At 70.3% G+C, this 26,227-nt stretch carries 29 protein-coding genes and 1 tRNA gene; 12 read left to right on the top strand and 18 right to left on the bottom strand.

What is annotated here, in order from left to right:
- Positions 1-17 precede the first annotated feature (17 nt).
- Both HNP44_RS11010 and HNP44_RS11015 read right to left on the bottom strand, forming a co-directional pair.
- Positions 18-4,235: an AAA domain-containing protein gene (locus tag HNP44_RS11010; protein ID WP_259139603.1), complete on the bottom strand. Its 4,218-nt coding sequence runs from the start codon at positions 4,233-4,235 to the stop codon at positions 18-20.
- A gap of 108 nt (positions 4,236-4,343) precedes the next feature.
- Positions 4,344-6,155 carry a DEAD/DEAH box helicase gene (locus tag HNP44_RS11015; RefSeq protein ID WP_259139602.1) on the bottom strand — a complete coding sequence of 604 codons (1,812 nt, stop codon included), beginning with the start codon at positions 6,153-6,155 and terminating at the stop codon, positions 4,344-4,346.
- A gap of 100 nt (positions 6,156-6,255) precedes the next feature.
- On the opposite strand from HNP44_RS11015, the gene HNP44_RS11020 reads away from it, so the two are divergent.
- The gene (locus HNP44_RS11020; RefSeq protein ID WP_259139600.1) at positions 6,256-8,040 is read left to right on the top strand and encodes an AMP-dependent synthetase/ligase; all 1,785 of its coding nucleotides are present in this window, start codon (positions 6,256-6,258) and stop codon (positions 8,038-8,040) included.
- 64 nt (positions 8,041-8,104) lie between these two features.
- On the opposite strand, the gene HNP44_RS11025 is transcribed toward HNP44_RS11020, so the two are convergent.
- The gene (locus HNP44_RS11025) at positions 8,105-8,482 is read right to left on the bottom strand and encodes a DUF3817 domain-containing protein (RefSeq protein WP_259139599.1); all 378 of its coding nucleotides are present in this window, start codon (positions 8,480-8,482) and stop codon (positions 8,105-8,107) included.
- Positions 8,479-8,949 carry a transcriptional regulator gene (locus HNP44_RS11030; RefSeq protein ID WP_259139598.1) on the bottom strand — a complete coding sequence of 157 codons (471 nt, stop codon included), beginning with the start codon at positions 8,947-8,949 and terminating at the stop codon, positions 8,479-8,481. The genes HNP44_RS11025 and HNP44_RS11030 overlap by 4 nt, the downstream gene beginning before the upstream one ends.
- Positions 8,950-9,034: 85 nt before the next feature.
- Here HNP44_RS11030 and HNP44_RS11035 point away from each other — a divergent pair.
- From HNP44_RS11035 to HNP44_RS11045, 3 genes are all read left to right on the top strand, one after another.
- Positions 9,035-9,116: transfer RNA gene (locus tag HNP44_RS11035), tRNA-Leu, on the top strand.
- A gap of 38 nt (positions 9,117-9,154) precedes the next feature.
- Positions 9,155-9,664, top strand: a complete 510-nt coding sequence (locus HNP44_RS11040; RefSeq protein WP_259139597.1) for a hypothetical protein — start codon at positions 9,155-9,157, stop codon at positions 9,662-9,664.
- A 500-nt stretch (positions 9,665-10,164) separates the two neighbouring features.
- A complete protein-coding gene (locus HNP44_RS11045; protein ID WP_259139596.1) occupies positions 10,165-10,521 on the top strand; it encodes a hemophore-related protein in 357 nt (118 codons plus the stop codon).
- A 61-nt stretch (positions 10,522-10,582) separates the two neighbouring features.
- On the opposite strand, the gene trbK is transcribed toward HNP44_RS11045, so the two are convergent.
- From trbK to clpS, 11 genes are read right to left on the bottom strand one after another with little or no spacing between them, the layout of a single operon-like run.
- On the bottom strand, positions 10,583-10,864 hold the full coding sequence (gene trbK / locus HNP44_RS11050) for an entry exclusion lipoprotein TrbK (protein ID WP_259139595.1): 282 nt from the start codon (positions 10,862-10,864) through the stop codon (positions 10,583-10,585).
- Between the two features lie 57 nt (positions 10,865-10,921).
- Complete coding sequence (locus tag HNP44_RS11055; protein ID WP_259139593.1) at positions 10,922-12,169, bottom strand: LCP family protein; 1,248 nt, start codon at positions 12,167-12,169, stop codon at positions 10,922-10,924.
- A gap of 27 nt (positions 12,170-12,196) precedes the next feature.
- On the bottom strand, positions 12,197-12,817 hold the full coding sequence (rdgB, locus tag HNP44_RS11060; RefSeq protein ID WP_259139592.1) for an RdgB/HAM1 family non-canonical purine NTP pyrophosphatase: 621 nt from the start codon (positions 12,815-12,817) through the stop codon (positions 12,197-12,199).
- Entirely contained in the window at positions 12,814-13,596 is a 783-nt protein-coding gene (rph, locus tag HNP44_RS11065) for a ribonuclease PH (protein WP_259139591.1), read from the bottom strand. Before rph ends, rdgB begins: the two co-directional genes overlap by 4 nt.
- Positions 13,597-13,630: 34 nt before the next feature.
- Positions 13,631-14,392: a cyclic nucleotide-degrading phosphodiesterase gene (locus HNP44_RS11070; protein WP_259139590.1), complete on the bottom strand. Its 762-nt coding sequence runs from the start codon at positions 14,390-14,392 to the stop codon at positions 13,631-13,633.
- A gap of 28 nt (positions 14,393-14,420) precedes the next feature.
- Complete coding sequence (locus tag HNP44_RS11075) at positions 14,421-15,071, bottom strand: rhomboid family intramembrane serine protease (RefSeq protein WP_259139589.1); 651 nt, start codon at positions 15,069-15,071, stop codon at positions 14,421-14,423.
- Between the two features lie 35 nt (positions 15,072-15,106).
- The gene (locus HNP44_RS11080) at positions 15,107-16,078 is read right to left on the bottom strand and encodes a PLP-dependent cysteine synthase family protein (RefSeq protein ID WP_259139588.1); all 972 of its coding nucleotides are present in this window, start codon (positions 16,076-16,078) and stop codon (positions 15,107-15,109) included.
- Positions 16,071-16,343, bottom strand: a complete 273-nt coding sequence (locus HNP44_RS11085; protein WP_259139587.1) for a MoaD/ThiS family protein — start codon at positions 16,341-16,343, stop codon at positions 16,071-16,073. Before HNP44_RS11085 ends, HNP44_RS11080 begins: the two co-directional genes overlap by 8 nt.
- Positions 16,343-16,783, bottom strand: coding sequence for a M67 family metallopeptidase (locus tag HNP44_RS11090; protein ID WP_259139585.1), 441 nt, complete (start codon positions 16,781-16,783; stop codon positions 16,343-16,345). The genes HNP44_RS11085 and HNP44_RS11090 overlap by 1 nt, the downstream gene beginning before the upstream one ends.
- Before the next feature lie 28 nt (positions 16,784-16,811).
- Positions 16,812-17,420: a DUF2017 domain-containing protein gene (locus tag HNP44_RS11095; RefSeq protein WP_224646357.1), complete on the bottom strand. Its 609-nt coding sequence runs from the start codon at positions 17,418-17,420 to the stop codon at positions 16,812-16,814.
- A complete protein-coding gene (clpS, locus tag HNP44_RS11100; protein ID WP_224646359.1) occupies positions 17,421-17,768 on the bottom strand; it encodes an ATP-dependent Clp protease adapter ClpS in 348 nt (115 codons plus the stop codon).
- Positions 17,769-17,786: 18 nt separating this feature from the next.
- On the opposite strand from clpS, the gene HNP44_RS11105 reads away from it, so the two are divergent.
- Together HNP44_RS11105 and HNP44_RS11110 are read left to right on the top strand one after the other, a co-directional pair.
- A complete protein-coding gene (locus HNP44_RS11105; protein WP_259139583.1) occupies positions 17,787-19,121 on the top strand; it encodes a nicotinate phosphoribosyltransferase in 1,335 nt (444 codons plus the stop codon).
- Positions 19,118-19,666: an isochorismatase family protein gene (locus HNP44_RS11110; protein WP_259139581.1), complete on the top strand. Its 549-nt coding sequence runs from the start codon at positions 19,118-19,120 to the stop codon at positions 19,664-19,666. Before HNP44_RS11105 ends, HNP44_RS11110 begins: the two co-directional genes overlap by 4 nt.
- Before the next feature lie 21 nt (positions 19,667-19,687).
- Here the strand turns inward: HNP44_RS11110 and HNP44_RS11115 are convergent, their stop codons facing one another.
- Positions 19,688-20,647 (bottom strand): alpha/beta fold hydrolase, encoded by a 960-nt coding sequence (locus tag HNP44_RS11115; protein WP_259139580.1) that lies wholly within the window; start codon positions 20,645-20,647, stop codon positions 19,688-19,690.
- 71 nt (positions 20,648-20,718) lie between these two features.
- Here HNP44_RS11115 and HNP44_RS11120 point away from each other — a divergent pair, with 71 nt between their 5' ends.
- Complete coding sequence (locus tag HNP44_RS11120) at positions 20,719-21,264, top strand: TetR/AcrR family transcriptional regulator (protein WP_259139579.1); 546 nt, start codon at positions 20,719-20,721, stop codon at positions 21,262-21,264.
- On the opposite strand, the gene HNP44_RS11125 is transcribed toward HNP44_RS11120, so the two are convergent.
- Positions 21,245-21,634: a helix-turn-helix domain-containing protein gene (locus HNP44_RS11125; RefSeq protein ID WP_259139578.1), complete on the bottom strand. Its 390-nt coding sequence runs from the start codon at positions 21,632-21,634 to the stop codon at positions 21,245-21,247. The two genes, HNP44_RS11120 and HNP44_RS11125, sit on opposite strands and share 20 nt — an antisense overlap.
- Positions 21,627-21,869: a thiamine-binding protein gene (locus HNP44_RS11130; RefSeq protein WP_259139577.1), complete on the bottom strand. Its 243-nt coding sequence runs from the start codon at positions 21,867-21,869 to the stop codon at positions 21,627-21,629. Before HNP44_RS11130 ends, HNP44_RS11125 begins: the two co-directional genes overlap by 8 nt.
- A 113-nt stretch (positions 21,870-21,982) precedes the next feature.
- Here HNP44_RS11130 and uraD point away from each other — a divergent pair, with 113 nt between their 5' ends.
- The 5 genes from uraD to HNP44_RS11155 all read left to right on the top strand — a co-directional run bounded on the left by uraD (position 21,983) and on the right by HNP44_RS11155 (position 26,207).
- On the top strand, positions 21,983-22,504 hold the full coding sequence (gene uraD, locus HNP44_RS11135) for a 2-oxo-4-hydroxy-4-carboxy-5-ureidoimidazoline decarboxylase (RefSeq protein WP_259139576.1): 522 nt from the start codon (positions 21,983-21,985) through the stop codon (positions 22,502-22,504).
- The gene (uraH, locus tag HNP44_RS11140) at positions 22,501-22,848 is read left to right on the top strand and encodes a hydroxyisourate hydrolase (protein ID WP_259139575.1); all 348 of its coding nucleotides are present in this window, start codon (positions 22,501-22,503) and stop codon (positions 22,846-22,848) included. Before uraD ends, uraH begins: the two co-directional genes overlap by 4 nt.
- 5 nt (positions 22,849-22,853) lie before the next feature.
- On the top strand, positions 22,854-23,759 hold the full coding sequence (pucL, locus tag HNP44_RS11145; RefSeq protein WP_259139574.1) for a factor-independent urate hydroxylase: 906 nt from the start codon (positions 22,854-22,856) through the stop codon (positions 23,757-23,759).
- 13 nt (positions 23,760-23,772) lie between these two features.
- On the top strand, positions 23,773-25,146 hold the full coding sequence (locus HNP44_RS11150; protein WP_259139573.1) for a nucleobase:cation symporter-2 family protein: 1,374 nt from the start codon (positions 23,773-23,775) through the stop codon (positions 25,144-25,146).
- 224 nt (positions 25,147-25,370) lie between these two features.
- Positions 25,371-26,207, top strand: a complete 837-nt coding sequence (locus HNP44_RS11155; RefSeq protein ID WP_259139572.1) for a hydroxypyruvate isomerase family protein — start codon at positions 25,371-25,373, stop codon at positions 26,205-26,207.
- The last annotated feature ends 20 nt before the right edge of the window (positions 26,208-26,227 follow it).

Below are 26,227 nucleotides of genomic sequence, written 5' to 3' on the forward strand. Positions count from 1 at the left end.
CGGAGTAGGCCCTCGGCCTACTCCGTATCGATGTCGAGCCCGACGGGCTCCCACAGCTCGACGGAGCCGTCGGCGGCGCGCTCGCCGACGGTGAGCGCGCGCTGCAGCGTCAGCGGGCGGACGCCCCGCCGGTCCAGTGCCTGCACCACAACGGCCATCGCCGCGTCCGCGTCGGTAGCGAAGACGGACTCGCGGATGCGGACGAACTCCCACCCGCACCGTCGGAGCTCGCGCTCGCGCTCGATGTCGGACCGGGCCTGCTCGGGTGTCGAGGCGAAGTCGGCGCTGTCGCACTCGACCGCGAGCCGGCCCTGCTCGCCCGTCACCACGAGATCGATGGAGCGGTTGTTCACCACGACCTTCGGGTTGACGTGGTAGCCCATGTCACGCAGCCGCACGAAGACCTGCTGCTCGAAGAGGTTGTCGAAAGGCTCGACGCGACGATCGGTCGGCACGTCGGGCGGCATCGGCTGCGCTACTTCGACGTCCGCGCGGGTGACGTAGCGCAGCAGCGAGGCGCGCAGGTCGTTCGCCTTGAGGTCCTCTTCATCGACGGAGGTGAACAGCCACAGCTGGTCGCGGGCGCGCGACGCGGCGACGTTGAACCGGCGTTGGAAGTCACGGCCGGTCAGCGCGCGGAATCGGTAGTCCGGCGCGACGACCATCGACAACAGCACGACATCGCGCTCGTCGCCCTGGAAGTCGGGCGGCGTACCCACCCGCAGCCGGCGGGCATCCCACTCGTCCGGGTCGATGCTCTCGCGCAGCCGCCGGTACAGCTCGTCGACCTGCCCCTGGCCCTGCAGCGCGATGACGCCGAAAGTGCGGCCGGCGTAGAGCGGATCGGCGAAGCACCGCGCCAGCTGGTCGACGATGGCCTGAGCCTCCGTCGGGTTACTGATCCGCGCGCCCTCGCCGGCGACCTTCGCCTTCGGCACGTGCGTGACGCGCAGCGGGACGGGGCGATCAGCGCCGTAATGCCGCACCGGGATCAACGGGGCATCGCTGTAGAACTGCCGCGAGCTGAAGTCGATGATCTCCGGCATGCACCGGAAGTGCTCGCGGAGCCGCACAGTGTGCCCGAACCGCGTCCGCAGCAGGGTGAACAGGCTGGACCGCGGGGTCAGCGAGTCGCGTAGATACGGCGGGATGTCGGGCAGCTGGGCGTCCAGCCGGGCGAAGACGTCGTCAAGGCTGACGCCGGTGAAAGCCGAGGGCGCGCATTGGTTCTCGTCGCCCACCACGATCACGCGCGGTGCAAGCCACAGCAGGAAGGAGCTGGTGATGTCGGCCTGGCTGGCCTCGTCCACGATCACCACGTCGAAGGCGTTGCGCTCCGGGGAGATCGACGCGACGACCTGTGAGATCGGCATGATCCACGCGGGAACTGCGGACTGCGCCTGGCGCATCGCCTCACGCGCCGCGATGCGGAAGCGCTCGGCGTGCCGGCCCGAGCCGCGCCCGATCGAGGAGACGTGGTCCCGGTACGCGTGCAGCGCCTGGATCTCGTCGAAAGTCATGCGGCGCAGGCACTGCCGCCACGCACTCGCCGTCGCGATCCGCGTGGTGTAGTGCGCCACATCCTGCTCCGCAGCCTGCAGGTCGGCCTCGAGCTGGGCGTCGTCGCCGGGGTGCACGCGCGACGCTGCCCAGGTGACCGCGCGGCGCCACGACCAGGCCGCGGCCAGCTCGGGCACCCGGACGTCCCATACCGGATCGTCGGCGGTGCGGGCCACGAGGTCGAACAGGGCGGGCGCCTTAGTCCGCAGACGCAGCGCGAGAAGGTCCAGCGCGCCGCGGTCGTCGCGCTCGGCGCGGGCGGCGTCCCAGGCGCGGCGGGCGTCGCGGATCGCGGCGTATTTGTAGCCGCGCAGGGCGGCGACCATCGCGTCACCCTCGGGCGACGGGCCCCGCTCGACCATCTCCTGCACCTGCACCCGGATGGCGTCGAGCCGGCTGTGCGCGTCGCGCGCACCGACGGCTGCCGAGATCGCGATCACCTGGCGCGCAGTCTGATCCGTCTCGGCGAGGTCCTTGGGCCGCGGTGCATGCTCGGAGAGCGCTTGCATTGCCTCCACCAAGCGGTCCCGTTCGGCGACCAGGCGCACGACGGTCCGCGCCCGCAGCAACTGGTCGGCGGCCTGGCTCAGCCGCTCGCTGCGACCCCGGGTGGCGGTGCGCCCCGACGGGTCGGTCGAGGGTGCCTCGAGCCCGAGCGCGCGCAAGACGTCGCCCACGCGGCCGATCACGTCCTCGACCTTGAGATGCTGTGCGGCGGCCCGTAGATGCGCCTTGTCCGCCCCGTCGACACCGTCGACGACGATGCCGAGACCGGTGGCCTCGAACTGCTTCTGCTCGGGCTTGCGGAACCGCTTACGCGGCTCGTTGCCCAGCGAGAGGTGGCGCGCGTAGCCGTCGATCGCGGCGCGATCGTTGGCGTCCGGGGTGTCACTGAGCTGGACGACAGCGCCGTCGAGCTCGCCGTCGGCGGTGCGGGCCGTGGCGATCTGCTCCTCCAGGCCGCCCAGCCGCGCGGCGAGGTGCGCACGGTCGCCGATCAGCATGTCCTCGGCCAGCAGCTGCGCGGACGGCGGATAGCGCCGCACCCGCCCCACGAGCTCGTTGATCACATCGGCGCGGGCCCGGATCACGGCCAGCCGGTCGGCGTCGACACCGCCGAGGACGTGCGTCAGCGCGCCGCTGTCGGCGCCCGCCAGAGGGGAGTCGGCGAGGGTGGCGCACAGCGCCTCGAGCTCGTCGGCGTCGGGGACCTCGGAGAGGTCCGGCAGGTTGTGTGCGAGGCGACGCGAGAAGTTCTCATCGTTGCGCCGCAGCAGCCCGACGAGGCGGTCGAACTCGCGAGTGTCGAGCGGGGGCACCGCACCGTCGACAGGACCCGGCAGCCAGGAGTACTTGTCGGCGTCCCGCCGGACCTGGGCGACGATCTCTGCGGGCTTGCCGGAGTACGCCGACGCCAGCCAGTCGGAGTCCTCGCTCTCCGCGGTGCGCAGCGACCAGACGTCGCGGACCAGCTCTTCACGACGCTCGATCGCGCGGTCGCGCTTGGCCCGCAGATCGCGGATCTCCGCGTCGGCGAGGGCCTCGGAGTAGGTCGACTTGCGGGTGGCGATCTCCGTGACCGACGAGGCGAGCGAGGCCGAGCCGTCCTTGGTCACGTCGGTGACCGAGACCACCAGCTGGCGCACCTCCGGCGGCAGCTTCTCCTCGAGCACGGCGAGGGCCTGCGCCTTCTCCGAGACGACCAGCACGCGCTGCCCCTTGGCGAGCAGCGCGGCCAGCAGGTTCGCGATGGTGTGGGTCTTGCCGGTCCCGGGCGGCCCTTCGACCACGACGCCGGAGTCGGCGCCCATGTGCGCCAGGATGTCCCGCTGCTCGACGTTGGACGGCAGCACGTAGTACGCCTCGTCCAGCAGCTCGAGCGGGCTCATCGCGCCGTCCACGGCGAGTTGCCGGATCCGCTCCTCCGAGCTCACGCCCTCGACGAGCTGTGCAAGCGCGATCGGCACGTCCCGCTCGGGGTCGGCGACGTCGGCCTTCATCGCATCGTAGAAACCGAGCAGGGGCGCCGAGCCACGGGTGCGGAGGACGAGTGCCGGGGCGAACTCGACGTGCGCTCCCCCGTCCTTGGTGGCGGCACCGAGCCACGTTGACGTGAACTGCTGGCACGCTGGATCGAGCACGGTGCGGGCGTTCTCCCGCAGCTCGGTCTGCAGCTCGGCGGAGCCGGAGAGGTCGAAGGACGGGAGCCCGGCGAGCAACAGCGAGTCCTCGACCCGGGGCACCGAGTCCCGCGGGAGCACCACCGTCAGCCGCTTGCCACGGCGGTCGCGCTCGAGCAGCACGGGCTGCGTCAGAAGGTGTGCGCGGATGGCGGTGTCACCGTCGCGGGCCGTGAGCAGACCAGAGGCCAGCACCAGCTCCACCGACTCGGGGTGGTCGGTCAGCTCGTCGAAGACGCGCAGCAGTCGGGAGTGCGGGGAGTCCGGGGCGTCGTCGCGCGGAACCGTGAAAATCGTCGCGCCGGGCTTTGCGTCGGCGTCCCAGCTGTCGGTGAGGGCACCGTCGCCGGTGAGCGGCAGCACCGCGAGGTGGTCGTCGAGGTCCCGCGTCACGACGGACCTGGACCGGATCAGCTCGTCCAGGTACTGCAGTAGACGGACGACGCGATCCCGACGGCCACCGGGGCCGTCGCCCTGGTCACCGGCGGCGGTCATGCGCTCCTCGAGTCTCTCGGGTCGGCGGCAGCCGACAGTGGGCGCGCCCGATTCGGACTACACCTTGACTCAAGGTTAATACATCTGGGAGCGAACGCCGACGCGTCGTCAGCGCTTGCGGCCCGCCCGGAACCGCTGCTTGCCCGCGCTCGGCCGGCCCGATGGTGCGCCGGGGTCCCGCTCGAGGTTGATCAGCTGTCCCGAGATGCGGGTCCGCTCCAGCGCGTCGAAGACATCGCGGTCCAGATCGTCCGGCAGCTCGACGATGCTGTGGTCCGGCCGGATGCTGATGTGCCCGAAATCGCTCCGACGGAGGCCGCCCTCGTTCGCGATCGCGCCCACGATCTGCGACGGGGTGGCGTGTTGCCGCTTGCCCACCGCGATCCGGTACGGCACCATCGGGCGGCCCGTCTTCCGATGGGTCGACGGTTCCCGGTCCCGATCCCGGTCCCGCCCGCGAGCGGGGCGGTCGTCACGATCGCCGAAGTCGCGGTCCTTGCGGTCGCGAGCGTTGCGCTCGCGCTCCGGCGGGTCGGGCTTGAGCAGGAACGAGGCGCCGTCGCGCGACTGCAGTGCCAGCGCTGCAGCCACGTCGACGAGGGGCACATCATTGGCGCCCACATAGTCCTCGATCAGCCTGCGGAACATCTGTAGGTGGTCGTTGGTGAGGTTCTCGGTGATGGACTCGCCGAACTTCTCCACGCGGTGCGCGTTGACGTCCTCGACCGAGGGCAGCCCCATCTCGGTGAGCGGTTGCCGAGTGGCCTTCTCGATGGCCCGCAGGAGGTGCCGCTCGCGGGGGGTCACGAAGAGCAGCGCGTCGCCCTTGCGGCCGGCGCGGCCGGTGCGGCCGATGCGGTGCACGTAGGACTCGGTGTCGTGCGGGATGTCGTAGTTCACGACGTGGCTGATCCGCTCGACGTCGAGGCCGCGGGCGGCGACGTCCGTCGCGACCAGGATGTCGATCTTGCCCTCTTTGAGCTGGCCGATCGTGCGCTCGCGCTGCGCCTGCACGATGTCGCCGTTGATCGCGGCGGCTGCGTGCCCACGGGCGCGCAGCTTCTCAGCCAGCTCCTCGGTGGCCGACTTGGTGCGGACGAAGATGATCATCCCGTCGAACTCCTCCACCTCGAGGAGGCGGGTGAGCGCGTCGAGCTTGCGCTGGTGCGCGACCTGCAGGTAGCGCTGCGTGATGTTCGACGCCGTGGCCGTCTTCGACTTGACGGTGACCTCGACCGGGTCGTGCAGGTACTTCTTGGAGATCTTGCGGATCGCCGGCGGCATTGTCGCCGAGAAGAGCGCGACCTGCTTGAACTCCGGGGTGTCGGCGAGGATCCGCTCGACGTCCTCCTGGAAGCCCATGGTGAGCATCTCGTCGGCCTCGTCGAGCACGAGGAACTCGAGGTTCGAGAGGTCGAGCGTGCCCTTGGAGAGGTGATCGATCACGCGGCCCGGGGTGCCGACGATGATCTGCGCACCGCGCCGCAGCCCCGAGAGCTGCACGCCGTAGCTCTGGCCGCCGTAGATCGGCAGCACGGTGATGTTGGGCATGTGCACGGCGTACTTGCCGAAGGCCTCGGACACCTGCAGCGCGAGCTCGCGAGTGGGGGCCAGCACCAGTGCCTGGGGCTTGCGACTGTCACCGTCGATCTTGGAGAGCACGGGCACGGCGAACGCGGCGGTCTTACCGGTTCCGGTCTGCGCGAGGCCGACGACGTCGCTGCCGGAGAGCAGCGGCGGGATGGTGGCGGCCTGGATCGGCGAGGGGTTCTCGTAGCCGACCTCGGCGAGAGCGCGCAGCACGCGCTCGTCGATTCCGAGGTCGAGGAAGGTCACCGGTTCGGCTTCGTTCTCCGGAGCCTGCGCGTCGTTCTCGACGGCGGCGGGGGCGGTGCGCTCAGCACCGAATTCATCAGACATTGTTTCCCCAGCATATGCGGTATCCGCCGCGCACGCGAAACACTATCGGAATCGGACATCCTCCGATAGGTTGTGCTCATTCCACTATCTGCATGAGGAGATGAAGTTGCGCATCGAGTCCACGGAACCGACCCGGACCCACGCACCGTCCGACAATCTGACCACGCGGGTCCGCGATCTCGCGGCATCGGCACCGTCGACGGAACTGTTCCTGCGCCCCTCCGGTTCCGGGTGGTCGCCCGTGACCGCCGCCCAGTTCAACGACCAGATCACCGCCATCGGTAAGGGCCTCATCGCCCGCGGAGTCGACGCCGGCACCCGGATCGCGATCATGAGCCCCACCCGGTATGAGTGGGCGCTCCTCGACTACGCGAACTGGTCCGTCGGCGGTTCGACCGTTGCGGTGTACGAGTCGAACTCGGCCGCGCAGGTCGAGCACATCCTGGCGGACTCCGCCTCGATCGCCCTCGTCACCGACTCCCGTGGCACGGCCGACCGGATCGCCGCGGGCGTGCCCGCCGGCACGCAGGTGTGGATCATCGACGAGGGCCTCGTCGACGCCCTGGTCGCCGACGGCGCCGGCGTCTCCGACGAGGACTACTTGGCCCGCGCTACCGCCGTCGACGCATCCGCGGAGGCGACCCTCGTCTACACGTCCGGCACGACCGGTAAGCCCAAGGGCGTAGTGCTCACGCACGACAACCTGCTCAGCGAGTACGACGCGATCCACGCGGGCCTGGACAAGATGGCCGGCCAGAACGCCAGCACGGTGATGTTCCTCCCGCTCGCCCACATCTTCGCGCGCGCCATCTCGGTCGCCGCGGTCCAGCACTCGATCCGGGTCGCGCACACGGCCGACCTGTCGAACCTGACGGGCCTGTTCGGTGAGCTCAAGCCCACCTACATCCTCAGCGTGCCGCGCGTCTTCGAGAAGGTGTACAACACCATGAGCGCGAAGGCCGAGGAGGGCGGGAAGGGCAAGATCTTCAACGCCGCGGTGGACACCTCCATCGAGTTCAGCAAGGCCCGGGACACGGGCGGTGCCGGTCTGGTGCTCAAGCTCAAGCACGCGCTGTTCGACAAGCTCGTCTACTCCAAGCTGCGCGAGGCGCTCGGCGGCCAGTGCGATTGCGCCGTCTCCGGCGGCGCCCCGCTCGGCGCGCGCCTCGGCCACTTCTTCCGCGGCGCCGGCGTCACCGTCTACGAGGGCTACGGCCTCTCCGAGACCAGTGCTGCCATCACCTGCAACACGCCCACCGAACAGCGGATCGGCACCGTCGGCCGCCCAGTCCCCGGCAACGAGGTTGCCATCGCCGAGGACGGCGAGGTGCTACTCCGCGGTCCCGTCGTCTTCGGCGGCTACTGGGGCCTTCCCGAGGCGAACGCCGAGGCGCTGCAGGACGGCTGGTTCCACACCGGCGACCTCGGCTCCCTCGACGCCGACGGCTACCTGTCGATCACGGGCCGCAAGAAGGAGATTCTGGTGACGGCGGCGGGCAAGAACGTCGCGCCCGCGCAGACCGAGGACGCGCTGCGCCAGCACCCGCTGGTCTCGCAGGCGATGCTCGTGGGCGACAAGCAGCCCTTCGTCGGCGCGCTCATCACCCTCGACCAGGAGGCGCTGCCGGGCTGGCTCGCGGCGCACGGGCTGCCGGCCGAGATGACGCTCGAGGAGGCCACCGCCAACGACGTCCTGCTCGCCGAGATCGCCTCCGCCGTGGGAACCGCGAACGCGCTGGTCTCCAAGGCCGAGCAGGTGAAGAAATGGAGTGTGCTCAGCACCGATTTCACCATCGAGGGCGGCGAGCTCACCCCGACGCTCAAGGTGAAGCGCAACGTCGTCATGGACAAGTACGGCGACGAGGTCGACGCGATCTACGCTTGACCTCCCCGGACGACGAACGCCGCCCGCTCCTTGCCGGAGCGGGCGGCGTCGTTCGTTCAGCGGATCAGAGATCGAACTGCGCGCGGATCTCGTCCGAGTTCTTCTTCTCGAAGTAGAAGCCGAGTAGCGGGATGGTGCCCGCGAGCAGCGTCAGCAGGAAGCGCGGAGCGGGCCAGCGCACCTTGACGCCCAGGTCCAGCGTGAGGATCAGGTAGATGAAGTAGCCCCAGCCGTGGATGATCGCGATCAGGCCGAGCCAGCCCGGGATCGGCCAGTCGAAGGCGGGCGCAAGGAGGTACTTGTAGATCATCTCGGCGCACAGGATGAGCAGGAAGTAGCCGGTGAAGTTCGCCATGAAGCGGTAGCGCTTGAGCGCGCCGCTCACCTGGTCGCGGCGCTTGGCCGCCAGCTTCTCCGCCGTCGGCGCGGGTGCGTCGGTCACTTCTTCTCCTCGGTCTGCTCGCTCCCCGCCAGTTCGGCGAGGAGCCTGTTGTACTCGTCGTGCGCCGGGTCGTCCGGCGCGGTGTCGGGGGCCGACGGTGCCGTCACCCGGCTGGGCAGGAAGCCCTCCGGGATCGCGGTCAGCGTGCCGGCAGGCGCGATCGTCGAACGAGGCGCGACGGCCGGTCGCTCGACGGGAGAATCCGCGGTCGCGGAACCGGTGCCGCCCTCGGCCTCGGCGACGAGCCGGTCCTGCAGCTCTGCCTCGTCCTCGAGCTGCACGAATCGGCGGTAGCCCCAGACGGCCGCGACGGCGAAGAGCGGCCACTGCAGGGCGTAGCCGAGGTTCCGCGCAGAGCCCGCGGTGGACTCGAAGCGTCCCCACTGCCACCAGCCGAGCGCCAGGAACGCCGCGGCGGCGATCACGACGAACGCGATCAGCGCGGGGCGGTGACGACGACGATTCACGACCTCGACGGTACCCGTCGACCCGGCGGTGTCCGAATGGCGGTATCGTGACCTGCGTTGCAGCTGGGACTCTCCGCTGCCGCACGCGCCCGTGGCGGAATTGGCAGACGCGCTGGATTTAGGTTCCAGTACCTCCGGGTGTGGGAGTTCAAGTCTCCCCGGGCGCACCCGCCGAACCAGCTCGCCACCAAGGTAAGGTTTACCTATGTGGTTCACGCACTTCCTCGGCGTCGCACTGCCGCTACTGTTTCTGCCCACCGTCGCACTGTTCGCGTGCGCCGTCTGGGGGCGGGCCGCTCTCGCGGGCGACTATCCCGCTGATGTCCGCGCTCTGATGCCCGAGTTCTCGGCGGCGGAGCGGCGCCGTGGCACCGTGCTCGCCACCGTCTTCCTCGTGGCGCTCGTCGGGGCGGTCTTCGTAGCCGCCTACACCTGGATCGACGGCGCTCCCGCCTCCGGATTCCTCCAGGCCTACGGAATGGCCTTCGCGACGCTCTTCGGGTTCTGCCTGATCGACCTGGTGATCCTCGACTGGATCGTCCTGTGCTGGTGGCGCCCTTCATGGGTCATCATCCCAGGAACCGAATCTGCCGAGGGCTGGGGCGACTACATGTTCCACGTCCGCGAGCAGTTGAGCCCGACGGGGCTGGCCGCGATGTTCGGCCTCCCCCTCGTCATCGCCGGGGCGGCCACGGCGCTGCGCGCACTGCTCTGACCGGAGCAACCGACCCGTGGGAGCGCCCGTCGGGCTCGGAAGCCCGACCGACACGACGAATCCCCCTGGCGTCGATCAGCTCATGCTCCACATCAGCAACACCGCCACGAGCCCACCGACGATCCACGGCCATCTGCGTCTGCGTGTCCGCGCAGCTCCCTGCTCGTCAGTCATCTTTCCTGTCTACCAGGCACGGCCGCACACTGCCGCGAGCCGCGGTCGGACGGGCGCACCATCCATCGACTCTCGCCACGCGTACCACACCTCGCGCCAATCACCGGCGGACTTAGCACAACAGAGGATGCCGTTCGCTACACGCTCCTCGGCGTTTCTCATGAAGGAACCTGCAGGCGGTACCGGGTTTTCGCTCCATATGCGCCCCGGCATCTGTGAATGTCTATGAATTCTCTTCGTAGGAACTCAGATTCGCCCCGCTACGTTCGAGGGAGTGGCTCGGACCGCCCACCGGCGAATCCGAGCGACGACGAAGGGAGAACGACATGCTCACACGATGGAAGATCGCCGCCACCGCCGGCGCTGCCGGGGCCCTCGCCCTGGCCCCCGCCGCAATGGCGCAGGCGGCACCGTCCGATCCGGTGCCCGGCACGAAATGCACGGTCGCCCAGGTTGAACGCGCACTGGTCGCCGTCGCGCCCGAGGCTGCGACGATGGTGAATCAGGTGCCCGGCGGCCGCGCCGAGGCCGAACGGGTCCTGACCCTGCCTCCAGCCGAGCGCACCGCCCGGATCCACGAGCTGGGCCGGCAGAATCCGCAGCTCGCTGCGTATTACAGCCAGAACCAGGGAAAGATCAATCAGACGATCGGCGTCGTGGCGTCGACCTGTTCGCAGTACTGATCACCCCACACAGCACGAAGGCGCCGACTCCCCTGGAGTCGGCGCCTTCGCCTGTGACCCGTCAGGAGATAGGGATCTCCTTGATCTTCGAATCGGGCTTGCCCGCGGTCTTGCAGTAGACGATCGCCTGTTGCTGCAGGCCGGTGATCACGAGTGCGGACGGCTCGTCGCCGTGCTTGTCCTTGTACAGCTTCGTCACCTGCTCGCGCTGGTCCGCGTCGGTCATCTTCTGGTAGTTCTCGCACGTGGTGTCACCGCCCTGCTTCGTGCAGCCGGTGAGGGTGAGCGCGGCGACGGCGAGCACCGCCGCACCGAGGCGGATTCCGTTCGTGGGCTTCGACATGGGGCACCTTCCGGCTGGATGACAGGACGGGTCGACCCTACCGAGACCCCGGCCGGATCAGTCGACGCAGGGGATCTCGCCGCCGCGCAGGGTCGTCCCGGAGTCCGGCACCGGGCCCGCCGCGGCGGACACGGGCACCGTCGTCGTGGCCGGCGCGCGGGGCGCGGTGAAGCCCACGGGCTTCAGGGCCGGCGTCGCGCCGGCGGTCGCGGTGGCGCCGGAGGACTCGTCGGCGTCGTCAGGTTCGGGCACGGACTGACCGAAGGCCTTCTGCACCTGAGCACGGATGGCCTTAGGGTCCACCAGGTTCACGGCCTGCTGGTCGATCATGTCGTAGCCGAGGACCGGCAGCGTCGTGAAGGTGAGGTTCGTGCCCGCGATCTGGCCGGCCTGCTGTGCGAACTCCTGCAGGTTCCAGCCGTCGGAGACGACGACGTCCTTCTGCGCCACGGCGATCAGCGACTGCAGCTTCCGGACGTCGCCGAAGACGCCCTGCTTCTGCAGCTGCACCATGACGCCGGCGATGAAGGCTTGCTGCCGGTGCGTGCGGTCGAGGTCGCCGTCGGCGAGCCCGTGCCGCTGCCGGACGAAGGCGAGCGACTGCGACGCGTTCAGTTTCTGCCGCCCGGCGGGGAACGCCGCGCCGGAGTAGCTGTCGCGCACCGGGTTGTTGAGGCACACCTCGACGCCGCCCAGGGTCTGCGCGAGGTCGTAGAAGCCGACGAGGCTGACCTCCGCGAAATGGTCGATCGGCACGCCCACGAGCCGGCCGACGGTGGCGATCGTGGCGGCGCGCGCCGACTCCCGGGCCTTGCTCTCGAGCTCCTTGCGATCGGAGACGCCCGAGGCGGCCAGCTTGTCCTCGACCTCGGCCTTGCGCGTGCCGTACGCCTCCTTGATCTTCCCCTTCTTCTTGGACTCGACGCCCATGAAGGTCACGTAGTCGTCGCGCGGGATCGAAAAGGCGGTCACCTTCTTCCCGTCCGCGGGCACGTGCAGGAGGATCAGGGTGTTGGTGTTGTAGCCGCCGTTGTCACTGGTACCGGCGTGCAGCTGCTCGAGCACGTCGGCCGGCAGCGGGTCGCCGTTCTGATCGCGCCGGGTGTCGAGCCCCATCAGCAGGATGTTCTTCGCGCCGCCCGTGGACTTGGCGACCTTGGCCTCGGCGAGCGCGCGCGAGACGTTGAAGCCGCCGATCACCAGATTGGTACTCCACCAGACGGTTCCGGTGACGGCGAGCACGACGGCCGACAGCAGCGCGATGGCGACGCGGCCACCGCGCGCTCCCGACGGTCTGCGCTTCACGCGGCGACATTACCGCGCGGAGCGGCGCTATCCGGGGACGCGCGCCGCGAGTGCCCGGAGCGGCTCCACCAGCTGGGCGAGCGCCCTCGCGCGGTGGCTGATCGCGTTCTTCTCCTCCGCGGTCAGCTCCGCGGCGGTGCGGTCCGAGCCGTCGGGGAGGAAGACGGGGTCGTACCCGAAGCCGCCGTCGCCGCGAGGCTCCCGCAGGACGGTGCCGCGCCAGGTACCGCGCACCGTCCGCTCCCCCGTGCCGTCCACGAGGGCGCACGCCGAGACGAACTCGCCGCCGCGCCTTTCGTCCGGGGTGTCGGAGATCTGCGCGAGCAACAGCGCGGTGTTCGCCGGGTCGTCCCCGTGGCGGCCGGACCAGCGCGCCGAAAGCACGCCGGGCATGCCGTTCAGGGCATCGACGCAGATGCCGGAATCGTCGGCGAGGCACGGCAGTCCGGTCCGCTCGTAGCCCTGTCGGGCCTTGATGAGCGCGTTGCCCTCGAACGACGGCGCGTCCTCGGGCAGTTCTTCGAAGGCCGGGACCTCGTCGAGCCCGACGATCTCGAGACCGACGATGCCGGCGTCGGCGACGACCTGCCGCAGCTCGCGGAGCTTCTTCGCGTTGCGCGAGGCGAGCAGCAGCCGCGTGCCGGTCACTGCCCGAACTTCTTCTTCTGTTCGCCCTCGAACTCCGGCAGCACGCCCGGGTACGGCGCCGCGAGCGCCTCCTTCTGCACGGCGAAGAGCTTCTCGGTGCCGGCGACCGCGGAGTCGAGCATCCAGTCGAGGGTGGTGCGGGCGAAGGTGGCGCCCTCGCCCGTGCCCTGTACCTCGACGAGGGTTCCCGTATCGGTGGCGACGACGTTCATGTCGACCTCCGCGCGCGAATCCTCCTCGTACGGCAGGTCGAGCCGGACGCGGCCGTCGACGACGCCCACCGACACGGCGGCGATCGCGCACGAGATGGGCTGTGGGTCCGTCAGCTTGCCCGCGGCACCGAGATACGTCACGGCGTCGCACAGCGCGACGTAGGCGCCGGTGATCGACGCGGTGCGGGTGCCGCCGTCGGCCTGCAGCACATCGCAGTCGAGGGCGATCGTGTTCTCGCCCAGCGCCGCGAGGTCGATGCAGGCGCGCAGCGACCGGCCGATGAGGCGGGAGATCTCGTGGGTGCGGCCGCCGACCTTGCCCTTCGTGGACTCGCGGCGGCTGCGCTCGTGCGTGGCGCCGGGGAGCATCGAGTACTCGGCGGTCAGCCAGCCCTGACCGGAGCCGCGGCGCCATCCGGGCACGCCCAGCTCAACGCTCGCGGTGCACAGCACCTTCGTGTTACCGAACTCCACCAGCACCGAGCCGGCGGGGTTCTGCGTGAATCCCCGGGTGATGGTCACGGGGCGGAGTTCGTCGTCGGCCCTGCCGTCTGCGCGTCTGCTCACGGCCCCAGCCTATCGCCTCCCGTCGGCGGGGGCGCTAGAGCTCGAAGACGTCTCCGCCCGTCACCGCGTGGACCGGCCCGTCGTAGACGGAGCGCGCCTCAGCGAGCACCGCCTCGCGCGAGGTCCACGGCGGGATATGGGTGAGCAGTAGCCGTCCTACGCCCGCGTCCGCGGCGGCCTGGCCTGCCTCGATGCCCGAGAGGTGCACGCCCAGCGGGCGGTTCGCGGGGTCGTGCGTCCAGCTGGCCTCGGCCAGCATCACGTCCGCGCCGCGGGCTACCTCGACCAGGTTGTCACACACACCTGTGTCGCCCGTATAGGCGAGGACCTTTCCGCTCGGCGACGTGATCCGCAGACCGTGCGACTCAGGCGGATGGAACATGCGGAAGGGACGCACGGTGAGGCCGCCCACGGCGTGGTCCTCGCCCTCGGTCCACGCCGAGAAATCGAAGGTGTCGGAGATGTCATCGAGCGTCGCCGCCGACTCAGCGGAGGCACGCCCCAAGCGCTCCGGCGTGTCCGCGGGGCCGATCAGGCGGGCGCGCCCCACCGCCGGCTCCGGGTGGTAGCGCCGCCAGACGAGCAGCGACGGCACGTCGAGGCAGTGGTCGGCGTGCAGGTGCGACAGCAGGACGGAGACAGTGTTCGGGTCGACTCGCTGTTGCAACTCTCCCAACACCCCGGGTCCGAAATCCATGACGACCGGATCGTGCCCGTCCACCTCCAAGAGGTATCCCGAGCAGGCCGCCCGAGGACCGCCGACGCTGCCGGAACACCCGAGGATGGTGAGACGCATGAAGCACATGCTGCCAGATCCGCGATCGTCACGAGGCAATCGCGCCGACCTCACGGGAATTGCCAGGTCCGGACTCGGTGCGGGCGCGGCGCCCCAGCAGCACCGCCGCGAGCACGCCGCCGACGGCGCCCCACAGGTGCGCTTGCCACGAGACACCGGGCTGACCGGGCAGAACGCCCCACAGCATGCCGCCGTAGAGCACCATGAGCGTCACCCCGACGACGATGTCGAGCGGCTTGCGGGTGAACAGCCCCCGCACCGCCAGGTAGGTCATCCAGCCGAAGAGCACCCCGGACAGCCCGATGACCACGGTGCCGCTCCCGCCCGTGACCCAGACGCCGACGCCCGATACCAGCCAAATGATCGCGGTGGCGATCAGGAACCGGCCGCTGCCTGCGATCAGTCCGAGGAAGCCGAGGATCAGTGCGGGAACGCTGTTGGCCGCCAGGTGCTCCCAGCCGCCGTGCAGGAGTGGCGCCGCAGCGATCCCGCGGACCGCGTCGGTGCCCTCACGCGGGTGGATGCCCCACTGGTCCAGAGAGTTGCCGGCGAGCGCGTCGATGACCTCGATGCCCCACAGCGCGGCGACGAAGGCGGCGATCACGATCGCGGACCGTCCGGCCGTGCTCCCGGCCACCCGCCTCGCGGGCGAGCGCTCGTCGTTGATGGGTACCGTCATGGCGACCTCCTCGCGCGAGCGGAGGCGGTGTCGACTCACGCCCAGAGCTGGCCATCGAGGGCATCCTCCGCATCTTCCAACGTACCGTCGTAGGCGCCGGTCGACAGATACTTCCATCCCGCATCGGCGACGACGAAGGCCACATCGGCGCGCTCACCCGCGGCCAGGGACTTGTTCGCGACGCCCAGCGCGGCGTGCAGCACCCCGCCGGTGGAGACGCCGGCGAAGATCCCCTCCTCGTCGATGAGCTGCCGCATGCGGCGTACCGCGTCGTAGGCGCCCACGGAGAACCGGCGCGTCAGGACCGCCTCGTCGTAGAGCTCGGGGACGAAGCCCTCGTCAAGATTTCGGAGTCCGTAGACGAGCTCGCCGTACCTCGGCTCGGCGGCGACGATCTGCACGCCGGGCACGTGTTCGCGCAGGTAGCGGCCGGTGCCCATGAGCGTGCCGGTGGTACCGAGACCCGCGACGAAGTGCGTGATCTCGGGCAGGTCGGCGAGCAATTCCGGTCCCGTCCCCGTGTAGTGCGCGCGGGCGTTCGCGGGGTTGCCGTACTGGTAGAGCATCACCCAATCGGGGTGCTCCGCGGCGAGCTTCTTCGCCTCCGCGACGGCGCGGTTGGAACCGCCGGCGGCGGGGCTCGGGATGATCTCGGCGCCGTACATGGTGAGCAGCTGACGTCGCTCGGCGGAGGTGTTCTCGGGCATCACGCACACCAGCCGGTAGCCCTTGAGCTTCGCCGCCATGGCGAGGCTGATACCGGTGTTGCCGGACGTGGGCTCCAGGATGGTGTCACCGGGGCGCAGCCGGCCGTCGGCCTCCGCCTCGGAGATCATCTGCAGCGCCGGACGGTCCTTGATCGAGCCCGTCGGGTTGCGGTCCTCGAGCTTGGCCCACAGCCGCACGTGCGGCGCACCGTCGGCGTCGTCCCACCGGGGCGACAGGCGTGGCAGCCCGACCAGCGGCGTCCCGCCCAGAGACGCCAGCAGACTGTCGAACCTAGCCACCTGCCACCGCGGGAAGAACCGTGACGGTGCCGCCGTCGGCGACAGGGGTGTCGAGGCCGCCGGTGAACCGGACGTCCTCGTCGTCGACGTAGACGTTGACGAATCGGTGCAGCGCGCCGTCGGCGATGAGCCGGTCCTTGATCCCGGCGTGGCGGGTCTCGAGGTCGTCGATGACGGCCGCGAGCGTCTCGCCGTCGGCGGGCACGCGCTTCTGGTCGCCGGTCAGCGGCCGCAGGATGCTCGGGATGGAGACGGTGACGGACATCAATCCTCCAGGATGTGGACGGGCTCTTCGGTGATCACGGAATCGACGATGCGATAACTGCGGACCTCGGCGTCGGGTCCCAGCTCGTCGCGGGTGGAGATCAGGACGTAGTGCGCATTCGGCTCGGACGCGAACTTGGCGTCGGTGCGCGAGGGGTAGGCCTCGGTGGCAGTGTGCGAGTGGTAGATGACCACCGGCTCCTCGTCGGCGTCGTCCATCCCGCGCCACACGCGCAGTTGCTCGCCCGAGTCGAAGCGGTAGAAGGTGGGCGAGCGTTCCGCGTTGAGCATCTCGATGAACCGCTCGGGGCGGTCGGAGCCCTCGGGCCCGGCGATGACGCCGCACGCCTCGTCGGGGTGGTCGCGCCGCGCGTGCGCGACCATCTTCTCCACCAGGTCGCGCCTGATCGTCAGGCCGCGCGAGGAGCCGGTCTCGGTCATGTGGCGTGCAACCGCGGCCGGGCGCGAGCTATTCCGGCTCGCGGTCGAGCATCACCGAAACCAGCACGTCGAGCATCGCCGAGAGCCAGTGGTAGACGTCCACGTGCCCGGCCCGGGCCGGGTCCTCGGAGGACGGCCCGTCGGGCAGGTCGGCCGTGATGCCCAGCAGCGTGCCGAGCGCGAGTCGCAGGTCGTTGATACAGGTCAGCCAGTCCTGCGCCTCGGACTCGGTGAGGGAGACGGTGCCGGCCCGCTCGGGCAGGGTCGCGAGCACCGTCTGCGCGGCGTCGCGCTTGGCGTCGATCACCTCGGGCTCGTTGAGGGAGCGGAGCGCGCCGTTGAGGTCGCGGGCCAGTTCGCCCGACGGTGCCTCGGTCGCACCCGGCGCGTTCGCGTCGGGGCGGTAGAAGTCGGGCAGCAGGCGCTGCAGCACGGTCTCCTGGGGCGGCTCGGCGTGGCCGGTCCGCAGCCCGGTCAGCTCGGCGAGGTCGTCGTGCGGGGCCGAGTCCTCCCGTTCGTCGAAGAGCTCGACCAGCGAGCCGACGAGGGACCGGACGAGGCCGACCTCCTCAGGATCCATTTTCGAGACGAAGCGGACATCGCCGCGCACGCCCCGCTTGACCTGCCAGTTACGCACTCAGTCGTCTCGCTGCATCGTCGCCCACAGACCGGCCGCGTGCAGCTTGCGGACGTCGGCCTCCACCTTGTCGCGGTCGCCCGTGGAGACCACGGCCTTCCCCTCGGTGTGCACCTGCATCATCAATTCCTTGGCTTTAGCCGTGCTGAAGCCGAACAGCTTCCGGAGCACGAAGGTCACGTAGGACATGAGGTTCACCGGGTCGTCCCAGACCACGGTGACCCAGGGCTTGTCGAGCGCCTCGTCGGTCTTGCGCTCCAGCACCGCGGACGTGCCGGGCTGGGCAGCAGTGGAACCTCCGCCCGGACCACCGTCACTTCCCGGGGCCGCTGCGCTGCTGTCGGTCATGGTTCTAGGGTACCCAGTGTGACGGTAGATGAAAACGGGGCCGACTCCTTCTGGCGCAGCTCCGCCCTGCTCACGGACCAGTACGAGTTGACCATGCTGGCGGCGGCCCTCCAGGACGGCACCGCGCACCGCCCGTGCGTCTTCGAGGTCTTCGCGCGACGGCTGCCGGCGGGGCGCCGCTACGGGGTTGTCGCCGGCACCGCGCGCGTCCTCGACGAGCTCCGCCGTTTCCGTTTCGGCCCAGCGGAGCTCGCGGTCGTGGAGCGCTTCCTCGACGCGGAGACGGTGGCGTGGCTGAAGGACTACCGGTTCAGCGGCGAGATCGACGGCTACCGCGAGGGCGAGCTCTACTTCCCCGGTTCCCCACTCCTCACTGTGCGCGCCACCTTCGCGGAGGGCGTGATCCTGGAGACGCTGATCCTGTCGATCCTCAACCACGACAGCGCGATCGCCTCCGCCGCGGCCCGCATGGTCTCCGCCGCCGCCGGGCGCCCACTGATCGAGATGGGCTCGCGGCGCACCCACGAGCGGGCCGCCGTGGCCTCCGCCCGCGCCGCCTACCTCGCCGGGTTCGCCACCACCTCCAACATGGAGGCGGCCCGGACGTACGGCGTCCCGTCGGGCGGCACGGCCGCACACGCCTTCACCCTGCTGCACACCGGCCCGGACGGCCCCGACGAGGAGGCCGCCTTCGCGGCCCAGGTGGCCGCGCAGGGGCCCGGCACCACGCTCCTGGTGGACACCTACGACATCACCGAGGGCGTGAACCGCGCGGTGCGCGCCGCGGGACCGGAGCTCGGTGGCGTGCGGATCGATTCGGGCGACCTCGGCATCATCACCCGGCAGGTGCGGGCGCAGCTCGACGGCCTGGGCGCGACGCGGACGAAAATCGTGGTCTCCGGCGATCTGGACGAGTACGCGATCGGCGCGCTGCGCGCGGAGCCGATCGACGTCTACGGCGTCGGCACCTCGCTGGTCACCGGCTCGGGCGCCCCCACCGCGGGCATGGTCTACAAGCTCGTCGAGGTCGACGGCCTGCCCGTCGCGAAACGCAGCTCGCACAAGGAGACCCAGGGCGGGGAGAAGCGCGCCGTGCGGCTCGCGCGCGGCACCGGCACCATCGTCGAGGAACTGCTGCACCGGCCCGGGGCGACGCCGACGGTGCCCGCGCACCTCACCGCGACACCACTGCAGATCCCGCTGGTGCGCGGCGGCGATCAGGTCGACGGGCTGCCGGGCCTCGAGGACGCGCGGGCGCACCTGCGCGACGCGCTGGTGACGCTGCCGTGGGAGGGCCTGGGCCTGTCGAACGGCGAGCCCGCGATCCCGACCCGGTTGGAGGAGAAGCGATGACGACGGCGCTGATCGTCGTGGATGTGCAGAACGACTTCTGCGAGGGCGGCTCGCTGGCCGTCGCGGGCGGCGCGCAGGTGGCGCGCCGCATCCACGACGACCTGCTGGAGTCCTATCCGGTGATCGCCGCGACCCGCGACTGGCACGTCGACCCCGGCGCGCACTTCTCCGCCAGCCCGGACTTCGTGGACTCGTGGCCCGTGCACTGCCGGGCACGCACGGAGGGCGCGCAGTTCCATCCGAACCTGCGGCTTCCGGTGCGGGTGCCTGTGTTCAGCAAGGGCGCCTACTCCGCGGCCTATTCGGGGTTCGAGGCGCACGACACCGACGGCGCCGTGCTCGCGGAATGGCTCGCGGCGCGCGGCGTCTCGTCGGTCGACGTGGTGGGCATCGCTACCGACTACTGCGTGCGCGCGACCGCGCTCGATGCTCTCGCGGCCGGCCTGACGGTCCGCGTGCTCGCGGACTACACCGCGGGCGTCGCCGAGGAGTCGACGCGCGCCGCGCTGGCGGAGTTCGCCGCCGCCGGGATCACGGTCGCCTGAGCCTCCGACTCATCCGGGCCGTCATGCCATCAACGCCGAGAGCTCGGTGAGCAGGTCGTCGGGGTACTCCATCGGCAGGGAGTGCGTCCCGTCGGGCCAGACGCGGACCGTCGCGTTCGGCAGGGTGCGGGCCCGCTCCGCGGCGGCAGCCGTGTCCGTGACCGCGCTCCGACCGCCGAGGCCGACGAAGACCGGCATCGTCAGCCGCGCGAGCGCGGCGTCGTCGGGCTGGACGGGCGTCGGGAGCGCGGCGCGGTACCCCGCCGCTCCGGCGTCGATCATGGCGCCGATTGGGCTGTCGGTCGTATCGGCCTCGTCGGCCCCTCCGATCGACGCGAGCCCCTTCCGCCGCCACGACTCGGGCAGGAAGGGCAGCGCCGACGGCAGTGTCGCGACGTACATCTGCCAACGCAGCCCCGCGAACACGAGAATCGGCTCCCACAGCGTCAGGGTGGCGACCCGATCGGGATGGCGCACCGCGAGGTTCGCGGCGCTCCAGGCACCGAAGGAGTGCCCGACGAGGTGTGCGCGGCGGATCCCGAGGGCCGTCATCGCCTCCGCGAGCCAGGCCGCCTGGTCGTCGGCATCGGCCAGCGGGCGGTCCTGCACGCTCATACCCGCGTCGCCCAACGCGTCGACGGCGTAGACCTCCCGATCGCGCAGCCGCCCCAGCACGTCGGCCCACATGGGGACGCCCGACGACCGGCCCGGCACCAGCAGTATCGGCTCCTCCCCGGGCCGCGGTGTCCCGAACCGGTACGCGCGGACGATGCCGTATCCAGTGCGCACGTCCCGCATCTCCGACGGAGCCGGCAGGTCGCGGAGAGCGCGGTCGTACCGCTCGAGGTACGTCGCGCGCGCGTCCGCCGACCGCCAGTACCCGACGGGGCTCGGGTCACGCAGCAGGTAGGCGCTCGTGCCGACGAGGACCGCGGTCACGGCCAGCCCGGCCACCGCCGCGCGGCGGATCCGTGGCCCCATGGCACACCTCCTTAACAATGCATTCGCATTGTATCAAGATCGCGATGCACCCGCATTGCTACGATTGACGGGTGCCGAAACAGGTGGACCACGAGGAGCGTCGCGCGGAGATCGACCGGGTCGTGTGGGCGATCATCGCAGAGGAAGGCATTGCCGCGGTCACCCTGCGAGCGATCGCCGCGCGCGGTGGGATCTCGATGGGTCGCGTCCAGCACTACTTCCCCACGCGGGAGACCATCGTGCGGCACGCGCTGACCTCGTACCTCTCCCTGGCCGAGCGGGCCCACCCCGTCCCCGACGATCCACGCGCAGCGCTGCTCATGCTGCTGACCCACGCGATCCCGCGCGACGGCGCACGGCGGCTCGGCGCGAAGGTCTGGTACGCCTACCTCGCGGAGGCCGTCACCGATCCGGGCCTTCGCGCCATCGTCGACGAGACCCTCCGGGGTACCGAGGATCTCGCGACGGAGTTGCTCAACGGGGACCGGACTCGCGCCCGAACCCTGCTCGCCGCTGCGGACGGCTTCGCCTACCGCGCGCTGATCGGGGTCGTCACCGCCGACGAGGCCGAGGCCGCCGTGCGCGACCTCGCCCACCTCAGCCGCGGATCCGATTGAGGTAGTTGTAGACGGTGAACCTGGTGACCCCGAGCGCCTCAGCCACCGCTTCCGCCGACTTGCGGTAGGCGAAGGCGCCGCGTTCCTCGAGCAGGCGCACCGCGCGTTGCTTCTCTGCCCGCCCGAGCTCACCCAGCGGCGAGCCGAGCTCGTCGGCAACGCTCGCGAGCAGGGAATCCAGGTCGCCCACGGGCGTCTCCGCCGGCGGAAGCCGGACGCCCGCGACGATCTCCCCCTCCCACACGAGGGGCACGTCGCCGTGGCGCAGTGCGTCCGGCGTCACGATCTCGGCGCCCAGGCGCGCGACGAGCGCGTGGACCGCCTCGACCAGCGGATGGTCGACACCGGTCCCCGCTGCCGACTCAGTCATCGGCGCGGTCGATCTGCACCGTGACCCGGGTGGCGCCGCCAGCGAAGGCCCCGGCCAGCGCCGCACGAAGGGCGTCAAGGACCGCCTCCGCCTCGCCCTCCACGGAGGTACCCAGCGGCCCGAAGTCGTGGTCGAGCCCCCGGGCGCGGAGCACCTCGACGGCCCGCACGGCATGGGAGGGCACCGCCCCCTCACCCTCGAAGGGCTCGCTGGTGAATTCCGCGGTGAGACGCATGTCCGCATCGTAGCCCCGACAAATTTTCAACAAACTGTTGACGTGACACAGATCACATGTCATTCTTCGATGAGTGGAAAACCTCTTCCGCAGACCGAAAGAAGGCAGGTCAGATGGACCTCGAAGACTTCAACTCGGCACCTGAGGCCGATATCCGGGCGACTCTACTCGCGTGTTGCGATGTTCGCTCCTGGAGCGATGCGGTCATCGACGGACGGCCCTACGTCAACGCCTCCGACGCCCTCCAGGTGGCCGGCACCGCGGCGCTGGAGTTCAGCCCCTCCGACGTCGACCGCGCTCTCGCCGCGCACCCCCGGATCGGCGAGCGCGCGACCGGCGCCTCCACGGAGGCGGCATGGTCCCGCAGAGAGCAGTCGGGCGTCGCCACCGACACGGAGACGCAGGCGGCCCTACTCGCGGGCAACGGCGCGTACGAGCAGCGCTTCGACCGCGTCTTCCTCATCAACGCCGCGGGACTGGACGCGACCACGGTGCTCGCCGAGCTGCACCGCCGCCTCGAGAACACGCCCGACGCCGAGGCCGCGGAGGTCGCCCACGAGCTGCGGGGCATCGCGCTGCGCCGCCTTGCCCGCGTCCTGGAACTGGAAGACGAACTCGCAGAGGAGCAGTCATGAGCACCGTCACCACCCACGTCCTCGACACCGCGCGCGGTGTGCCCGCCGCTGGGGTCCCGATCCGGATGGACCGGGTCGGACCGGACGGCACCGTCGACCCCGTCGCGCAGGGCGTCACGGACGACGACGGCCGGATCCGCGACCTCGGCCCGGAAGGCCTGGCCGCCGGCGTCTACCGCCTGACCTTCGACACCGCGGCGTACTCCGCGGCGACGGGACAGGAGAACTTCTTCCCCGAGGTCGCAATCACCTTCCGCCTGATCGCGGTCGACGGCGCCGTCCCCCACCACCACGTCCCGCTCCTCCTCAGCCCGTTCCACTACTCCACCTACAAAGGAAGCTGATCACCATGGCAATCCACTTGGGCCCCAACCAGTACGGCAAGGCGGAGAACCGCGTGGTGCGGATCTACCGCGACACCGCCCGGCACACGATCCGCGACCTCAACGTCTCCTCGGCGCTGCGCGGCGACTTCAGCGACGCCCACATCAGCGGCGATCAGGCGGCGGTGCTGCCGACCGATACCCAGAAGAACACCGCGTTCGCCTTCGCCAAGGAGAAGGGCATCGGCGCGATCGAGGACTACGCCCTCACGCTGGGCGGCCACTTCATCGACTCGACCCCCAAGGCCGACGGCGCCCGCATCGAGGTGCACGAGTACCCGTGGGACCGGATCCAGGTCGACGGCGCCGGCCACGACCACGCCTTCGTCCGCTCCGGCGGCGGTGTACGGTCCACCGTCGTCAACGTCGACGGCCGCGGCGCCGACCGTCGCGCGCACGTGGTGTCCGGCATCCACGACCTGACGCTGCTCAAGTCCACGGGCTCGGAGTTCCACGGCTTCCTCAAGGACAAGTACACGACGCTGCAGGAGACGGACGACCGGATCCTCGCCACGTCGCTCGTCGCCAAGTGGCGCTACGACCACACGGACGTGGACTGGGACAAGTCCTTCGACTCGATCCGCGCGATCATGCTCCAGCGTTTCGCCGAGATCCACAGCAAGGCACTGCAGCAGACCCTGTACGGCATGGGCCAGTCCGTGCTCGAGCAGCACCCCGAGGTCGCGGAGATCAAGTTCTCGGCGCCGAACAAGCACCACTTCCTGGTGGACCTCTCCCCCTTCGGCGTGGAGAACCCCGGCGAGGTGTTCATCGCGGCCGACCGCCCGTACGGCCTGATCGAGGCGAGCGTCGTGCGCGACGACGCCTCCGACGCCGGCTCGGCGTGGCACGGCGTGCCCGGATTCTGTTAGCGGGACGACGACCATGACCACAGCCATCGAGGCCCGGCCCGAAGACGAACGCCTCCCGCTCGGCAAGACCTTCGTCTACGGACTCCAGCACATCCTCACGATGTACGGCGGCGTCATCGCGCCCCCGCTCATCGTCGGCGGCGCCGCGGGCCTGTCCGCCACGGACATGAGCCTGCTCGTGACCGCGGGCCTGTTCGTGAGCGGCCTCGCGACGATCCTGCAGACCATCGGCATCGGCCCGCTCGGCGCGCGCCTGCCGATCGTGCAGGGGCTCTCGTTCGCCAGCGTCTCGACGATGACCGCCATCGCGCAGGACGGCGGCGTGCGGCCCATCTTCGGCGCGATCATCGTCGCCGGACTGATCGGCCTCGTCCTCAGTTCCGTATTCGCGAAGCTGGTGCGGTACTTCCCGCCGGTGGTGACGGGCACGATCATCACGGTGATCGGCCTGTCGCTCTTGCCCGTGACTTTCAACTGGGCGCAGGGCGGCAACGCCAGGGCCGCCGACTACGGCTCGATGGCCAACATCGGGCTGGCCGGCGCCACGGTGCTGATCATCCTGGTGATCAGCCGCCTGTTCCAGGGCGCGATCTCGCGGCTGTCGATCCTCATCGGCATCGTCGTCGGCACGGTCATCGCGGCCTTCATGGGCAAACTCGACTTCTCGAAAGTCGGTGACGGACCGATCTTCTCGCTGCCGCCGGTCATGCACTTCGGCAGCCCGACGTTCCAGATCGGCGCCATCATCTCGATGACGATCGTGATCCTGGTGATCATGACGGAGACCACGGCCGACATCCTCGCCATCGGCGAGATCGTCGGCACCCCCGTCGATTCGAAGCGGGTCGCGAACGGCCTGCGCGCCGACATGCTCTCGACCGCGGTAGCCCCCGCGTTCAGCGCCTTCCCGTGCAGCGCGTTCGCGCAGAACGTGGGCCTGGTGGCGCTCACGGGGATCAAGAGCCGGTACGTGGTGGCGATGGGCGGCGGCATCCTCGCGTTCCTCGGCCTGCTCCCCGTCGTGGGCCGGGTGATCGCGGCGATCCCCTACCCCGTGCTCGGCGGCGCTGGCCTGGTGCTGTTCGGCTCCGTCGCCGCCAGCGGCATCAAGACGCTCTCCCGCGTGAACTTCGACGGCAACCTCAACATGGTGATCGTCGCCGTCTCCATCGGCATGGGCATGATCCCCGTGGCGGCGCCCGACTTCTGGCACACCTTCCCGACCGCTGTCGGCACGGTCATGCACTCGGGAATCAGCGCCGCCGCCGTGGTCGCGGTGGTCCTGAACTTCCTGTTCAACGAGATCACGGCGGGTAACCGACCGGACGTCTCGGTGTTCGCGGCGGCCCCCGACGAACGCGGCAATCCGATCCCGAACGGCGACTGAGGTCCGCCCGGTCGGCCGCCCGGCCGCACCGCCCCGACGAGAGCCGGAGTGTGCGCTGCACACTCCGGCTCTCGCATTCCCGAACCTCTTGACGTGACCACCATCACATGCCACAATTCCATTGTACGGAAATGATCTTTCCGACAGGCGAAAGCTTGCAGGTCGTATCGGACCTCGCCAGAACCTGCATCGCCCGTACGCCCCGCCTGATGAAGGAGCCCCCCATGAACGCGAACGCCCCCGCCAAGTACACGGTCAACTGCTCGATTCTGCTCGCCGACACCCCGATCTTCGAGCGGCCCCGCGCGGCCCGCGAGGCCGGCTTCGAGGCCGTCGAGTTCTGGTGGCCCTTCCCCACGGCCGTGCCGAGCGACCGTCAGGTCGACGCCTTCGTGGCGGCGATCGAGGACGCGGGCGTGCAGCTCACGGGCCTGAACTTCGCGGCCGGCGACATGCCCGGCGGCGAGCGCGGCATCCTGTCCGACCCCACCCGCGTCACCGAGTTCCGCGACAACATCGACGTCGTCGTCGGGATCGGCGAGCGCCTGGGCACCCCCGCCTTCAACGCGCTGTACGGCAACCGGATCGACGGGGTGGACCCCGCCGAGCAGGACGCCGTCGCCGCCGAGAACCTCGCCGCCGCGGGCCGCGCCGCCGCCGGGATCGGCGCCGTCGTCCTCATCGAGCCGGTCAGCGGCGCCCCGCGCTACCCGCTGCTCACCGCGGCCGACGCCGTCACCGTCATCGACCGCGTCCGGGAGCAGTCCGGCGTCGACTCCCTGCGTTTGCTCGCCGACCTCTACCACCTGCAGGTCAACGGCGACGACGTCGCCGCCGCCATCGACACCCACGCCGGCCTGATCGGCCACGTCCAGATCGCCGACGACCCCGGGCGCGGCGAACCCGGCACCGGGACCCTCGACCTCGACGGCCACCTCGCCCACCTCGAGCGCGTGGGCTACCGCGGGCCGATCGGCCTGGAGTACAAGCAGACCCAGGACGATCCCTTCGCCTGGCTCCCCCGCGAGCGGCGGGCCGCCCGCGTCGCCTCCGCCTCCTGAGCCCCCAGCCACCCGATCCT

Origin of the sequence: Tsukamurella ocularis (assembly GCF_024807615.1) — a bacterium.
Lineage (GTDB): Bacteria > Actinomycetota > Actinomycetes > Mycobacteriales > Mycobacteriaceae > Tsukamurella > Tsukamurella ocularis.